14 protein-coding genes are annotated in these 14,871 nt (G+C 70.7%); 3 read left to right on the plus strand and 11 right to left on the minus strand.

Annotated elements, in window-relative coordinates:
- Window positions 1–150: 150 nt before the first annotated feature.
- From tsaE to glmS, 8 genes are all read right to left on the minus strand, one after another.
- Window positions 151–681 carry a tRNA (adenosine(37)-N6)-threonylcarbamoyltransferase complex ATPase subunit type 1 TsaE gene (gene tsaE, locus ACWD5Q_RS07680; RefSeq protein WP_451426118.1) on the minus strand — a complete coding sequence of 177 codons (531 nt, stop codon included), beginning with the start codon at window positions 679–681 and terminating at the stop codon, window positions 151–153.
- On the minus strand, window positions 650–1,885 hold the full coding sequence (locus ACWD5Q_RS07685) for an alpha/beta fold hydrolase (protein WP_451426119.1): 1,236 nt from the start codon (window positions 1,883–1,885) through the stop codon (window positions 650–652). The genes tsaE and ACWD5Q_RS07685 overlap by 32 nt, the downstream gene beginning before the upstream one ends.
- Window positions 1,886–1,977: 92 nt before the next feature.
- Window positions 1,978–3,141 carry an alanine racemase gene (gene alr / locus ACWD5Q_RS07690; protein WP_451426120.1) on the minus strand — a complete coding sequence of 388 codons (1,164 nt, stop codon included), beginning with the start codon at window positions 3,139–3,141 and terminating at the stop codon, window positions 1,978–1,980.
- 144 nt (window positions 3,142–3,285) lie between these two features.
- Complete coding sequence (locus ACWD5Q_RS07695; RefSeq protein WP_451426121.1) at window positions 3,286–4,719, minus strand: NAD(P)H-hydrate dehydratase; 1,434 nt, start codon at window positions 4,717–4,719, stop codon at window positions 3,286–3,288.
- A 53-nt stretch (window positions 4,720–4,772) separates the two neighbouring features.
- Window positions 4,773–5,144 carry a holo-ACP synthase gene (locus tag ACWD5Q_RS07700; RefSeq protein ID WP_451426122.1) on the minus strand — a complete coding sequence of 124 codons (372 nt, stop codon included), beginning with the start codon at window positions 5,142–5,144 and terminating at the stop codon, window positions 4,773–4,775.
- A 9-nt stretch (window positions 5,145–5,153) separates the two neighbouring features.
- Entirely contained in the window at window positions 5,154–5,594 is a 441-nt protein-coding gene (locus ACWD5Q_RS07705; RefSeq protein ID WP_451426123.1) for a hypothetical protein, read from the minus strand.
- 3 nt (window positions 5,595–5,597) lie between these two features.
- Entirely contained in the window at window positions 5,598–6,617 is a 1,020-nt protein-coding gene (locus ACWD5Q_RS07710; RefSeq protein WP_451426124.1) for a hypothetical protein, read from the minus strand.
- Between the two features lie 327 nt (window positions 6,618–6,944).
- Window positions 6,945–8,792, minus strand: coding sequence for a glutamine--fructose-6-phosphate transaminase (isomerizing) (gene glmS / locus ACWD5Q_RS07715; RefSeq protein ID WP_451426125.1), 1,848 nt, complete (start codon window positions 8,790–8,792; stop codon window positions 6,945–6,947).
- A gap of 243 nt (window positions 8,793–9,035) precedes the next feature.
- Here glmS and coaA point away from each other — a divergent pair, with 243 nt between their 5' ends.
- Window positions 9,036–10,004 (plus strand): type I pantothenate kinase, encoded by a 969-nt coding sequence (gene coaA / locus ACWD5Q_RS07720; RefSeq protein ID WP_451426126.1) that lies wholly within the window; start codon window positions 9,036–9,038, stop codon window positions 10,002–10,004.
- A 33-nt stretch (window positions 10,005–10,037) separates the two neighbouring features.
- Complete coding sequence (locus ACWD5Q_RS07725; RefSeq protein ID WP_451426127.1) at window positions 10,038–10,985, plus strand: DUF389 domain-containing protein; 948 nt, start codon at window positions 10,038–10,040, stop codon at window positions 10,983–10,985.
- 27 nt (window positions 10,986–11,012) lie between these two features.
- On the opposite strand, the gene glmM is transcribed toward ACWD5Q_RS07725, so the two are convergent.
- From glmM to rplM, 3 genes are all read right to left on the minus strand, one after another.
- Window positions 11,013–12,371: a phosphoglucosamine mutase gene (glmM, locus tag ACWD5Q_RS07730; RefSeq protein WP_451426128.1), complete on the minus strand. Its 1,359-nt coding sequence runs from the start codon at window positions 12,369–12,371 to the stop codon at window positions 11,013–11,015.
- A gap of 270 nt (window positions 12,372–12,641) precedes the next feature.
- Entirely contained in the window at window positions 12,642–13,154 is a 513-nt protein-coding gene (gene rpsI, locus ACWD5Q_RS07735; protein ID WP_361653451.1) for a 30S ribosomal protein S9, read from the minus strand.
- A gap of 42 nt (window positions 13,155–13,196) precedes the next feature.
- Entirely contained in the window at window positions 13,197–13,640 is a 444-nt protein-coding gene (gene rplM / locus ACWD5Q_RS07740; RefSeq protein ID WP_146463583.1) for a 50S ribosomal protein L13, read from the minus strand.
- Window positions 13,641–13,977: 337 nt separating this feature from the next.
- Between rplM and ACWD5Q_RS07745 the strand changes: the two genes are divergently transcribed.
- Entirely contained in the window at window positions 13,978–14,844 is an 867-nt protein-coding gene (locus tag ACWD5Q_RS07745; RefSeq protein ID WP_451426129.1) for a hypothetical protein, read from the plus strand.
- The last annotated feature ends 27 nt before the right edge of the window (window positions 14,845–14,871 follow it).

Here is a 14,871-nt window from a genome sequence, read left to right on the forward strand (position 1 = left end):
GCCGACGGCTTGTCGGCACGTTCTGCCGAAATGACGAACGCCCTGGAGCCGCCGGATCCGCAGGCCCCGCATCCATCGCGGATACGAACTCCCCGAGCCCGGGACACAAGAAATACCCCGAACCCGGGGCGAAGCCCCGCCGAGGCCCCCTCAGGCCGACAACACGGCCAGGTCGACCGTCGCCCAGCGGGGTCCGAGGCCCGTGAAGGTGACATGGCGTACCTCGTCCGTCGTGTCCCCCACCGCGCGGTGGATGACCACGTGCAGCCGGTCGTCCGTCAGCTCCTCGACCTTGCCCTCGCCCCACTCCACGACGATCACGGATTCCGGCAGCGAGACGTCGAGGTCGAGATCCTCCATCTCGTCGAGCCCGCCGCCCAGGCGGTAGGCGTCCGCGTGGACCAGCGGCGGGCCGTCCCCGAGGGACGGGTGCACCCGGGCGATCACGAAGGTCGGCGAGGTGACCGCGCCGCGCACCCCGAGCCCCTCGCCGAGGCCGCGGGTCAGCGTGGTCTTGCCCGCACCCAGCTCGCCCTTCAGCATCACGAGGTCGCCGGCGCGCAGCAGCTTGGCCAGACGGCGCCCCAGCTCCTGCATCTGTTCGGGGGAGGTGACGGTGAACTCGGCGGTGACGCCCGGCAGCGGGGACTCAGCCGGGCTGTGCGGCGCTGGTGCTTCCATAGCCCCCCACGGTAGCCCCTGCGGGAACCGCTCCCGAGCGCGTCAGGAGGTCGGCGAGGCGGTCGGTGACGACCTCGGGATGCTCCAGCATCACCAGGTGTCCGGCGTCCGGCACGAGCACGAGTTCGGCGTCGGGCAGCAGATCGGCGATGACCTCGCTGTGCTCGCTCGGCGTCACCAGATCCTGGACGCCGGCCAGCACCAGCACGGGGAGGTCGGCGAAACGGGCCAGCGCCTCGGTCTTGTCGTGGTCGGCGAACGCCGGATAGAACTCGGCGACCACGTCGATCGGTGTGGCCTCGATCATCCGCTCGGCGAACCGGGCGACGGCCGGGTCGACGTCGCGGGAGGCGAACGAGTACCGCTTGATGATCCACTCGAACAGGTCGGCGGTGGCCCTGCGCCCCTTCTCCACCAGCTCGGCCTGCTGTCCCAGCGCCTTCAGCACGCCGGGGAGGACGCGGCGTATCGCGTTGACGCCCGCGACGGGCAGCCCGAAGCTGACCTCGCCGAGCCGCCCGGACGACGTGCCGACCAGGGCCACGCCGACGACCCGGTCACGGATCAGCTCGGGGTACTGGTCGGCGAGGGCCATCACCGTCATACCGCCCATGGAGTGCCCGACGAGGACGACCGGTCCCTCGGGCACGGCCGCGTCCAGCACGGCCTTGAGATCGCGCCCGAGCTGGTCGATGGAGACGGGTGTGCCGTCCGCCTGGGCGACCCCGCGCCCGGAGCGGCCATGGCTGCGCTGGTCCCAGTACACGGTCCGGACGACACCGCGCAGCGCGGCCCGCTGGAAGTGCCAGGAATCCTGGTTGAGGCAGTAGCCGTGGCTGAAGACGACGGTGACCGGGGCCGGGGCCTTGCGGCCGAAGAGCCGGCGGCGGCGCTGTGCGGGGATGCCGACGCCCCCCGGCTCCACGTCGTCGACCTCGTAGTACAGCTCGGTGCCGTCGTCCGCGTACGCCTTGCCGGGGGTGCCGCGGAGGGTTCCGTAGGGGCCGGCCGAGTCGAGGGCGAGCCGGGCCTTGCGGCGCATGCCGCGGCCGACCGTCATCCGTTCGAGGGCGACACCGGCCGCGGCACCCGCCGCGACCACGCCTATCGCGGCGCCGGCGAGGCCGGCGAGACGCCAGGTCCCGGTGGTGGCGGCGGTAGCGCCCGCGACAGCCTCCACCGCCTCCGCGCTCGTCTCGCTCACGGTCCCCTCCTCGCCGGAGCATCCGCGCTTCCTGCCCTGCGCGGATGCTCCGCTCGTCCTGCCCTACGCCTGCCTGGGTTCACCCGTGTGGGCTACCCATCTTGTTCTGTCTTCACATTTACGTAGACGCGGGGCACACGGGATCCGATCCGGGTCACGATTTCGTAAGCGATGGTTCCGGCCGCCTGCGCCCAGTCCTCGGCGGTGGGCTCGCCGTGGTCGCCGGGACCGAAGAGGACGGCCTCCGTGCCGGGCAAAGGCGCGTCGCCGCCCAGGTCGACCACGAACTGGTCCATGGCGATCCGGCCCGCGACCGTACGGAGCTTGCCGTCGACCAGGACCGGTCCGGCGCCGGAGGCGTGGCGCGGAATGCCGTCCGCGTAGCCGACCGGGACCAGGCCGAGGGTGGTGGTGCCGGGGGTGGTGTAGAGGTGTCCGTAGCTGACGCCGTGGCCGCCGGGGACCTGCTTCACCAGGGCGAGCGAGGCCTTCAGGCTCATCACGGGGCGCAGCCCGAAGTCGGCCGGGGTGCCGAGTTCGGGGCTGGGCGAGAGGCCGTAGACCGCGATCCCCGTCCGGACGAGGTCGAAGTGGGCCTCGGGCAGGGTCAGCGTGGCGGGCGAGTTGGCGATGTGGCGCACCTCCGGCCGCACACCCTGTTCCTCGGCGTACGCCACCATCTCGCGGAAACGGCCCAGTTGATCCTGGATGGAGGGGTGTCCGGGCTCGTCGGCACAGGCGAAGTGCGACCACAGGCCCACGACGGTGACCAGACCGTCCGCCTGGGCACGCAGGGCCTCGGCGACGAGTCCGGGCCAGTCCGAGGGCTGACAGCCGTTGCGCCCGAGACCGGTGTCGGCCTTGAGGTGGACCCGGGCGGGCGCGCCCGCCGCGGCCGCGGCCTCGCGCAGCTCCTCCAGCGCCCACAGATCGCTCACGGAGACGTCGATCTCGGCCTCGATCGCCCGCCGCCAGGGGCCGCCGGGGGTCCAGAGCCAGCACATCACACGCCCGGGCAGACCGGCCTCGCGCAGGGCGAAGGCCTCCTCGGGGGTGGCCGTGCCGAGCCACTGGGCACCGGCTTCCAGGGCCGCGCGGGCGCACGGGATGGCCCCGTGGCCGTACGCGTCCGACTTCACGACGGCCATCAGGGCCGCGCCGGGCGCGAGGGCACGCAGGGCACGTACGTTCGCCCGCAGGGCGGCCAGATCGATCTCGGCGCGGGCACGCAGGGGTGCTGTCTCAGAACTCGTCATCGCGCCACCAGTGTCTCAGAGGCCTCCGCCGGCGTTCCGGCACCGATGCCGCCCTCGGCCGGCGGCCGAGGCGAACGGCCCTGCGGGGCCCGGCAGACGAGAGGCGCGCCGCCGTCCCCTCAGTTCCGTACGTCACTCCGTACGTCAGCTCCGAACGTCCCGCCATGCCTCCGGGATCGCGTTCGCCACGTCATGGGCTCCGGCGGGGGCGCCGTCCGCCGCGTAGCGGCCCGCGAGACCGTGCAGATAGGCCGCCACACTGCCGGCGTCCCGCGCCGGGAGACCGGCCGCGAGCAGCGAGCCCGACAGCCCGGACAGCACGTCTCCGCTGCCCGCGGTCGCGAGCCACGGCGTGCCCGTGGCGTTCACCCGCACCGGCCCGCCCCCGGGGTTCGCCACCAGCGTGGTGGAGCCCTTGAGCAGGACGGTCGCCCGGTACCGGGCCGCCAGTTCCCGCACCGCCGTGAGCCGGGCGCCCTCCACCTCCTCGCGCGACACGCCGAGCAGCGCGGCCGCCTCACCGGCGTGCGGGGTCATCAGCGTCGGCGCGGTGCGGCCGCGTACGGCGTCCCGGTCGGCCAGCCGCAGTCCGTCCGCGTCGACGAGCACCGGCACGTCCGCCTCCAGGACCTCCGCCACCGTCGCCGCGTCGTCCCCCGCGCCCGGGCCGACGACCCACGCCTGCACCCGCCCGGCCTTCGCGGGTCCCCGGTCGGACACCAGCGTCTCCGGGAACCGGGCGATCACCGCGCTTCCGGCGGGTCCCACATACCGCACGGCTCCGGCCCCGCCCCGCAGCGCGCCCGCCACGGCGAGCACGGCCGCGCCGGGGTAGCGGGCGGATCCGGCGGCGATGCCGACGACCCCGCGCCGGTACTTGTCGCTCTCCGCCCGCGGCAGCGGCAGCAGCGCCGCCACGTCCGCGTGTTGCAGCGCCTCGAGTTCCGCCTCCTCCGGCAGGTCGAGCCCGATGTCCACGAGGCGTACCGAACCGGCGTACTCCCGCGCCGGATCGATCAGCAGGGCCGGCTTGTGGGTGCCGAAGGTCACGGTGAGGTCCGCGTGTACCGCCTCGCCCCGCACCTCCCCGCCGTCCGCCTCGACCCCGCTCGGCAGATCGACGGCGACGACGGCCGCGGGCGACCGTTCGGCGAGCGCGGCGAGCGCGGCGGCCACCGGCCGCAGTCCGCCCTTGCCACCGATGCCGACGATGCCGTCGACGACGAGGTCGGCCCGCCCGATCAGCTCCTCGGCGGCCTTCGAGGGCTCCGTGACCGAGCCGCCCGCCCTGCGCAGGGCGATGAGCCCGCCCCCGTGGGCGCGTCCGGGCGACAGCAGTACGGCGGTGACGCCCGCCCCGCGCCGGGCGAGCCGCGCCCCGGCGTACAGGGCGTCACCGCCGTTGTCCCCGCTGCCGACCAGCAGCACCACCCGGCTGCCGTACACCCGTCCGAGCAAGTCCGCGCAGGTCGCGGCCAGTCCGGCGGCGGCGCGCTGCATCAGCGCTCCCTCCGGAAGCCGTGCCATGAGGGAACGCTCGGCAGCCCTGACCGTCTCCACGCTGTACGCAGTACGCATACCGTCGAGTCTCCCCCACGTATGCCGTACGTCGACGGAGGCGGTCCCCGGTGCTACCCCTCGGCCACCACCACCGCCGACGCCACGCCCGCGTCATGGCTGAGCGAGATGTGCCAGGAGGTGACGCCGAGTTCGGTGGCGCGAGCCGCGACCGTGCCCGTCACCCGCAGCCGCGGCTGCCCGCTGTCCTCGACGTAGACCTCCGCGTCGGTCCAGTGCAGCCCGCCCGGCGCGCCCAGGGCCTTGGCCACCGCCTCCTTGGCGGCGAACCGGGCGGCCAGCGAGGCGACACCGCGCCGCTCGCCGCTGGGCAGCAGCAACTCACGCTCCAGGAACAGCCGTTCGACCAGTCCGGGCGTACGCCGCAACGACGCCGCGAACCGGTCGATCTCGGCCACGTCGATACCGACCCCGATGATGCTCATCCGGGCACTCTACGACCCGTCCGGCGACCGCCGGCTCCGCTCCGCGGTGACCACATCGGCCTCATGCGTCGCGATGACGGCCTGATCGAGGAAGCGGGTGAGCGCATCCGTATCGAGGTGCAGGTGGAGACCCCGGTGGAGATGCTTGGAGAACTTCACACCACGCGTGTCCAGGACGCGCAGGATGGGCGCCGTCCAGGCCGAGCGATACCCCGCGGCGAAACCTGCGGCCCACTGCTCCGGGTGGTCCTCCCCCTCCGCCCTGGCGCGAATCCGGGCCACCTCTTCAAGGGGAGGAACCCCGCGCTGTCTGAGACGCTCCAGCCCGAACCGGAAGTCACCCACCACCTTGGGCACGGGGATACCCAACGCGAGGCACATCGCTATGAACCGGTAGAGGTCGAACAGCTCCGACGGCATGTCCTGCCTGCTGTCTTGCTGATCGGCCAATGCTCAGGCCTGCCCAGGACTGGTACTGGTCCCCGGAACCTCGGGGTCCACGGCGAACAGATCCCCGGCCGCCGTGGCCGTCAGGGAACGGTCGAACCAGAGGGCGAGGGTGTCGAGGTCGGTGCACGAGGTGATGCGCTCCCGTGCCTCCTCGGGGACAGGAATCCCGTGCTTCTCCAGGACGCGCAGGATCAGCGAGGCGCGGTCTTCGGCTTTGCCCTCGGCTTTCCCCTCGGCCTTCCCCTCGGCCTTCCCCTCGGCCTTGCCTTCGGCCTTCCCCTCGGCCTTGCCTTCGGCCTTCCCTTCGGCCTTGCCTTCCAGGTAGGCGGTTTCGCGGACTGTCCCACGACCAGGGAAGTAACTGACGAACGACATGATTTCCCTCAATTTCTGTCCGGCCGGGGAGTTCCCCAGGCTGATTTCCAGGAAGTCGGCGAAGTAGTCGGCGGTCTCGGGGTCCGTGTCCCGGATCTCCTGAAGGGCGGTTACCGTTGCCTGCAGTATGGCGCCGCAGTCGCTGCTGCGGGCGTGCGCCAGGGCGGAGAACACCGCCAGTGCGGGGTTCTTCGCCGCGGTCCTGGCGTCGGTGATCACCGGCAAATTGTCCGGCCCGGCAACCAGTGGATACGTCCGCTGGGCCGTCCAGCCGCGCGTGCCGCAGTCGAAGGGGCCGGTCGCCCACTTGGCCGTGGCCGGGTCCTGGCACACCACGAGAAGCAGCACGGGCAGGCGGAACTTGGCCTGAAGATAGGCGACATAGTACGCCCAACTGGACGCCTTCTCCTCGTCTTTGCCCGACTGTGACTCGATGGCGAGCAGGAAGTCCTCACCGTCGGACGGGCCGACCCGCAGCACGGTGTCCACGCGTCGCTCCAGCGGCCGAATCTCCGTCACGTCCGTGGTGATGGCATCCACGGTCGCCTTTTCGGATAACGGGACGCCCAGCACCCCGAACACGGGAGCCAGGATCTCGGGCCGCTCCTGGAAGATGCGGTGCATGCCCTCATGAGCTGATGTGACCATGTGCGCAATCTAGGTGGATCAAGGGACGGATTGTCCGGGCGATAGGTCGGCGTTCACCCTTTCGAGCGGCGAAAAAACGATCAAGCCGCGGTGAGGTCACCTACGCGGCAGTGCGAGAAATGGCTGCTGCACGCATGCCGGACCACCGAAGTGCGGGTCGGTGAGGACTTGGGGCACGTCCGCGGCCGTGGTGTACAGCGGTCGCGGGCAGGCAGTTGGCTCCGCAGGTGCGACACATTTCCCGAATGTGTCGCAGTTCGGCCGGTGCACCACCTTCGGGGACACGACCGCCGCAAGGGCACCCCACCTTCGTCGGGCCCTGAAGGGTCACTCCACGGTCACCGACTTCGCCAGGTTGCGCGGCTGATCGACCTCGTTGCCCCGCGCCGTCGCCAGCTCGCAGGCGAACACCTGCAACGGCACCGTCGCGACCAGCGGCTGAAGCAGCGTCGGGGTCGCCGGGATGCGGATCAGATGGTCGGCGTACGGCACCACCGCCTCGTCGCCCTCCTCCGCGATCACGATCGTGCGCGCACCCCTCGCCCGGATCTCCTGGATGTTCGACACGATCTTGTCGTGCAGGACCGAGCGGCCACGCGGTGACGGCGCCACGATCACGACCGGCAGGTCCGCCTCGATCAGTGCGATCGGCCCGTGCTTCAGCTCGCCCGCCGCGAAGCCCTCGGCGTGCATGTACGCCAGCTCCTTGAGCTTGAGGGCGCCTTCGAGGGCCACCGGATAGCCCACGTGCCGCCCGAGGAACAGCACCGCCTTCTTCGCGGCGAGCGAGCGCGCCAGCTTCCGTACCGGTTCCATGGTCTCCAGGACCCGTTCGACCTCCTGGGAGATCTTCGACAGGTCGCGGACCACGGCCCGGATCTCGTCGCCCCACTGGGTGCCGCGCACCTGGCCCAGGTACAGGGCCACCAGGTAGCAGGCGACGAGCTGGGTCAGGAACGCCTTGGTGGACGCGACCGCGACCTCCGGGCCCGCGTGCGTGTAGAGCACCGCGTCCGACTCGCGCGGGATCGTCGAGCCGTTGGTGTTGCAGATCGCCAGCACCTTGGAGCCCTGCTCGCGGGCGTGCCGGAGCGCCATCAGGGTGTCCATGGTCTCGCCGGACTGGGAGATGGCGATGACCAGCGTGCGCGGGTGGAGGATCGGGTCCCGGTAGCGGAACTCGCTGGCCAGCTCCACCTCGCACGGGATCCGCGTCCAGTGCTCGATGGCGTACTTGGCGATCAGCCCGGCGTGGAAGGCGGTCCCGCAGGCCACGATCACGATCTTGTCGATCTCACGCAGCTCGGCGGCCGAGATCCGCACCTCGTCCAGCGTCAGCGAGCCGGCCGCGTCGATCCGGCCGAGCAGGGTGTCGGCGACCGCCTTGGGCTGCTCGGCGATCTCCTTGAGCATGAAGTAGTCGTAGCCGCCCTTCTCGGCGGCCGAGGCGTCCCAGTCGACGTGGTACGAGCGGACGTCGGCGGGCCGGCCGTCGAAGCCGGTGACCGTCACCCCGTCCCGGCGCAGCTCCACCACCTGGTCCTGGCCCAGCTCGATCGCGGAGCGGGTGTGGGCGATGAAGGCGGCGACATCGGAGGCGAGGAACGCCTCGCCCTCGCCGACGCCCACCACGAGCGGGGAGTTCCGCCGGGCGCCCACGACCACGTCCGGATCGTCGGCGTGCACCGCGACCAGCGTGAACGCGCCCTCCAGTCGCCGGCACACCAGCCGCATCGCCTCCGCGAGGTCCGCGGTGGCGGAGAACGCCTCGGTGAGCAGATGGGCGACGACCTCGGTGTCCGTCTCGGAGGCGAGGGCGTGGCCGCGCTCCTCCAGTTCGGCCCGCAGGGCAGCGAAGTTCTCGATGATGCCGTTGTGGACGACGGCGACGCGTCCGGCGTTGTCGAGGTGGGGGTGCGCGTTGGCGTCGGTGGGACCGCCGTGGGTGGCCCAACGGGTGTGCCCGATGCCCGTGTTGCCGCTCGGCAGCGGCCGTTCGACCAGCGCCTTCTCCAGGTTCACCAGTTTGCCGGCCTTCTTGGCGGCGGCCAGGCTGCCGTCCGCGAGCACGGCGACGCCCGCGGAGTCGTAGCCCCGGTATTCCAGCCGTTTCAGTCCGGCCACGACGACATCGAGCGCCGACTGCGGTCCCACATATCCTACGATTCCGCACATGTTCGGCAGCCTACGGTCCAGGCGGTGCCCCGACCTCTCGAATCCTGCCCGAAATCGGAAATTCCCACTGGCGTACGAACGCCGAACCGGCCCGTCTTGCGTATCGGCCGGAGCCCGGGTACGGCCCGTCGAGCCGCCTCGGCGGGCATCGTCCGGATGGCCATGGACGCGACGTGACCGAGGCCACTGAGCGGCCTGTTCAAACTCTGTTCACAATGGACTGTGATCTCTCCGGTCTCCTCGATGCCCCGGAGCGCCCACCGGCCCAGGCCGGAGGCGACTCCCTACGTCGACCTCACCCGTGCCGAGTGGAGCGCGCTGCGCGACAAGACACCGCTCCCCCTGACCGCCGAGGAGGTGGAGAAGCTCCGCGGCCTCGGCGATGTGATCGACCTCGACGAGGTGCGGGACATCTACCTCCCGCTGTCCCGGCTCCTCAATCTCTACGTCGGCGCCACGGACGGCCTGCGCGGCGCCCTGAACACCTTCCTCGGCGAGCAGGGCTCCCAGTCCGGCACGCCCTTCGTGATAGGCGTGGCGGGCTCCGTCGCGGTCGGCAAGTCGACCGTGGCCCGACTGCTCCAGGCCCTGCTGTCCCGCTGGCCGGAGCACCCGCGCGTGGAACTGGTGACCACCGACGGCTTCCTGCTGCCGACCAAGGAACTCCAGGCCCGCGGGCTGATGTCCCGCAAGGGCTTCCCCGAGTCGTACGACCGCCGCGCGCTCACCCGGTTCGTCGCCGACATCAAGGCCGGCAAGGACGAGGTGACGGCCCCGGTCTACTCGCACCTGATCTACGACATCGTCCCCGGCCGGAAGCTCACCGTCCGCCGGCCGGACATCCTCATCGTCGAGGGCCTCAACGTGCTCCAGCCCGCCCTTCCCGGCACGGACGGCCGCACCCGGGTCGGCCTCGCGGACTACTTCGACTTCAGCGTGTACGTCGACGCCCGCCCCGAGGACATCGAACGCTGGTACCTCAACCGGTTCAAGAAGCTCCGTCAGACGGCCTTCCAGAACCCGTCCTCGTACTTCCGCAAGTACACCCAGGTCTCCGAGGAGGAGGCCCTCGACTACGCCCGGACGACCTGGCGGACCATCAACAGGCCGAATCTGCTGGAGAACGTCGCCCCGACCCGCGGACGCGCCACCCTGGTGCTGCGCAAGGGCCCCGATCACAAGGTGCAGCGGCTGAGTCTGCGCAAGCTGTGAACTCCCGTTCGCCGGGGCTGTTAGAAAGGCGTCATGCTGCATCTGCGTCTGATCACCCCGGCCGAACAGACGGACACCGTGGTCCGCCTGATCGAGGAGACGGTCGGCACCGCGCACCTCGTCGTGATTGCGGGCGCCGCCCGCGACCCGGCCGGCGATGTCGTGATGTGCGACGTCGCGCGGGAGGCGGGTGACGAACTGCTCGGGAAGCTCAAGGAATCGGGCCTGGAGCAGACCGGTTCGATCGCGGTCGAGAACATCGAACTGTCGTTGTCGCGGCGTGCCGAGATGGCTGAGGAGGAGGCGCCCGGCGAGAGCGCGGACGCGGTGCTGTGGGAGCAGCTGGAGGAGGTGACACACGAGGAGTCGACGCTGTCGGTCACCTACGTCGCCTTCCTCGCGCTCGCCACGATGATCGCGGCCTGCGGTGTCGTCCTCGACAACGCGATCCTGATCGTGGGAGCCATGGCGGTGGGTCCGGAGTTCGGCCCGCTGGCCGGGCTGAGCACCGCGCTGGTGCAGCGGGCGCCGCGGCTGGCGCTGCGCTCGCTGAGCGCGCTCCTCGTGGGGTTCGCGGCGGCCCTGCTGGTGGCGGTCGGCTTCACCTACTTCATGGACGCCGTCGGCCTGTTCAGCCGGGTCAAGCTGGACGCCGCGCGGCCCAACACCAATTTCATCTACCAGCCGGACGCGTTCTCGTTCGTCGTCGCGGTCCTCGCGGGCATCGCCGGCACACTCTCGCTGACCTCGGCGAAGTCGGGGGCGCTGATCGGCGTGGCGATCTCGGTCACCACGGTCCCGGCCGCGGCGAACGCGGCCGTGGCCTTCAGCTACGACGAATACCGGCAGGCATGGGGGTCCACCGAGCAGTTGCTGCTGAACATGCTCGGCATCGTCCTGGCGGGCGGCCTCACGCTGCTGGCCCAGAAGTGGTTCTGGGCCAGGAAGCGCGCCCGTGCCGGTGAGGCGGTCAGGGCCTAGCCGGGCGCCGACCTCACGGCGTCCGGCCTAACCGAGCGCCGACTTCACCGCGTCCGCGAGACGGCCGGCTACCGACCTGGCCTGCTCGATGTCCGCGGCCTCGACCATGACCCGTACGAGCGGCTCCGTGCCCGAGGGACGCAGCAGCACCCGTCCGGTGGCGCCCAGCTCCCGCTCGGCCTCGGTCACCGCGGTGGCCAGCTCGGCGGAAGTGGCGACGCGGTCCTTGTCGACGTCCGGGACGTTCACGAGGACCTGCGGCAGCCGCTCCATCACGGACGCGAGGTCCTTGAGCGTACGACCGGTCTCCGCGACCCGCGCGGCCAGCATCAGACCGGTCAGCGTGCCGTCGCCGGTGGTGGCGTGGTCGAGGATGATGACGTGGCCGGACTGCTCGCCGCCCAGGGCGTAGCCCTTGTCCTTCATCTCCTCCAGCACATACCGGTCACCGACCGAGGTCTGGACGAGCTGGATGCCCTCGCGCTCCATGGCCAGCTTGAAGCCCAGGTTCGACATGACCGTCGCGACAACGGTGTCGGAGCGCAGTGCGGAACGCTCCCGCATCGCCAGCGCGAGCACGGCCAGGATCTGGTCGCCGTCCACCTCCTCACCGGTGTGGTCCACGGCGAGAGCGCGGTCGGCGTCCCCGTCGTGCGCGATGCCCAGGTCGGCGCCGTGCTCGACGACGGCGGCCTTCAGCTTGTCCAGGTGGGTGGAGCCGCAGCCGTCGTTGATGTTGAGCCCGTCCGGCTCCGTGCCGATCGTGACGATCTCGGCGCCCGCCCGGCTGAACGCCTCGGGCGAGACCCGGGCGGCGGCGCCGTGTGCCTCGTCCAGGACGATCTTGAGCCCGTCGAGCCGGTTCGGGAGGACCCCGATGAGATGGGCGACGTACTGGTCGAAGCCCTCGTCGTACGCCTTCACCCGGCCGACGCCGGCACCGGTGGGCCGGTCCCAGGGAGCACCGGTGCGGTGCTCCTCGTACACGGCCTCGATCTTGTCCTCCAGCTCGTCGGCGAGCTTGTGGCCACCGCGGGCGAAGAACTTGACGCCGTTGTCGGGCATGGCGTTGTGGCTGGCGGAGAGCATGACACCGAGGTCGGCGCCGAGCGCCCCGGTCAGATACGCGACGGCCGGGGTGGGCAGCACGCCGACGCGCAGCACGTCCACGCCCGCGCTGGCGAGGCCGGCGACCACGGCGGCCTCCAGGAACTCCCCGGACGCACGCGGATCGCGTCCGACGACCGCCGTCGGCCGGTGGCCCTGGAACGTGCCCGCCTCGGCCAGTACGTGAGCCGCCGCCACGGACAGGCCGAGTGCCATCTCGGCCGTGAGGTCTGCGTTGGCGACACCGCGCACGCCGTCCGTACCGAAGAGTCGTCCCACTGTGCTGTCCTCCGAACTTGCTGCAGATGTGCGGCTCATGCCGAGTGTCCAGGCCCGTGCGGGACAGGTACATCCCTCAGGCCTGTCTTGAGGCTTATCCCACGCAGCCGCCCCGAGCCTGTCGGGATTGCTCCATAAGCCCCATCAGCGCCCTAAGCCGTTGATAAGAACCTTTCCGCGTAAACGAACCGCCCCGGCGGCACAGAGCGTGCTGCCGGGGCGATACGTGCGCGCAGCAGGCGGTACGAGCCTGCGCGACCAGCGGCGCGATTAGCGCTTGCTGTACTGCGGCGCCTTGCGGGCCTTCTTCAGACCGGCCTTCTTGCGCTCGACCGCACGGTCGTCGCGGCGCAGGAAGCCGGCCTTCTTCAGCGGGCCGCGGTTGTTGTCGACGTCCGCCTCGTTCAGGGCGCGGGCGACACCGAGACGGAGCGCACCGGCCTGACCCGAGACACCGCCACCCGCGATGCGGGCGATGATGTCGTAGCGGCCCTCGAGCTCGAGCACCTTGAAGGGCTCGTTCACTTCCTGCTGGTGCACCTTGTTCGGGAAGTAGTCCTCAAGGGTGCGACCATTGATCTTCCACTTGCCGGAGCCCGGAACGATCCGGACACGGGCGATGGCGTTCTTACGACGGCCCAGGCCGGCGGCCGGCTGGGGCTCACCGAAGCGCGAGGCAAGGGACTCGGAGGTGTACTCACCCTCCAGCGGGACCTCGGTCTCGGTGGTGTAGCTGTCGATGTCAAGCTCTTCGAGCGGCTGCTCGGCAGTGGTCTCGGCCACGATTCTCCTCAGATTCTCTTCAGTCTTAGGGGGTGGCCGGACTTACTGCGCGACCTGGGTGATCTCGAACGGCACCGGCTGCTGGGCGGCGTGCGGGTGCTGGTCACCCTTGTAGACCTTCAGCTTCGAGAGCATCTGACGGCCCAGGGAGTTCTTGGGGAGCATGCCCTTGACGGCCTTCTCGACGGCCTTCTCGGGGTTGTTCGCCAGCAGGTCGTCGTAGCGGACGGAACGCAGACCACCCGGGTAACCGGAGTGGCGGTACGCCATCTTCTGGGTCCGCTTGTTACCGGACAGGTGCACCTTGTCCGCGTTGATGATGATGACGAAGTCGCCGGCGTCCACGTGGGGCGCGTAAATCGGCTTGTGCTTGCCGCGCAGAAGGGTGGCGGCAGTGGTGGCCAGACGGCCCAGGACGACGTCCTGAGCGTCGATGACGTGCCACTGACGCGTCACATCGCCGGGCTTGGGGCTGTACGTACGCACGGTTCGTAGCCTTCGCTTCTTCAGTGAGGTTCCTGACAAGGTCACCGAAGACGATCACGACAGCCCTGACCGCACCACGGTGACGCAAGCCGCGTGCTGGTCGCTGGTCATCGGCCCGGCGGACCGGTGTAAGGGCCCCTCACGTGAGAATGAGCAAGCCAATACACATAACGAACAGCCAGAATAACGGGGCGACCGACACGGGTCAAAACGGGGCCGCCGCCACCCGGCCGTGTCATCCGGGTGACCGGAGCTTTGTCTCGCTTGAGCTGTGTTGTCGCCGTGGTGCCCGCCGAAGGGGAACAAGGCGGTCCATGGCGCGTCTAAGATGCGCCGCATGAGTTATGGGCAGGGGGAGCCCCCGTGGGATCCCTGGACACCGAGTTCCCAGCAGGGCAGCCGCAACGCCACCCCTGACTGGGCCGCGCTCGCCGAGGCCTCCGAGGCGCGCAACAAGCGCCGCCGGCTGCTGCTGATCCTCGGCGGGGCCCTGGCCACGATCGGCATCGGCGCCGCCGTCGCGGTCGCGGTCGTGAACGCGAACGGCAAGACCACGGCCTCCGACCAGCCGGCCACCGCCCTGCCCAGCACGGCGGACATCCCCAGTGAGAGCGCCGACCCGGCCCCGTCCTTCGCCCCGACCTCGGCCCCGCCCCCGCTGAACCCGATGGACTTCATCTCCAGCGCCACGAAGGACACGGCCCCGATCAGCGCGAACACGCTGTTCCCCGGCACTCAGCTGACCGTGGGCGCGAACGTCTACAAGCGGGGCCCCTCGGCCGCCACGAACACCTGCGCCTCGGCCGTCCAGGGCACCCTGCCCGCGGTGCTCACCAAGAACGACTGCACCACCCTCTTCCGCGCCACCTACACCAAGGACGGCGTCGCGGTGACGGTCGGTGTGGCCCTGTTCGACACCGCGTCCCAGGCGACCAAGGCGAAGCAGGAAGCGGACGGCAAGAGCATCATCACCTCGCTGTTCGGCAAGGGCGTGCCGGCGTTCTGCCGGACGGTGGTCTGCCGTTCCACCACCAATTCCTACGGCCGCTACGCCTATTTCACGCTCGCCGGCTTCACCAGCGGCAAGAACGTGACGGCCAAGGACGCCACGGTCTTCGCGGCCGGCGACGACCTGGCCGAGTTCACCTTCCGCCAGATCCGCCGCCGCGGCGAGGCGCAGGCGTCCGCGGCCTCCAACCGGTAGCGCCACGGGGGAGCCGCCGGGTGCCCC

It is taken from the genome of Streptomyces sp. NPDC002513 (assembly GCF_053595355.1).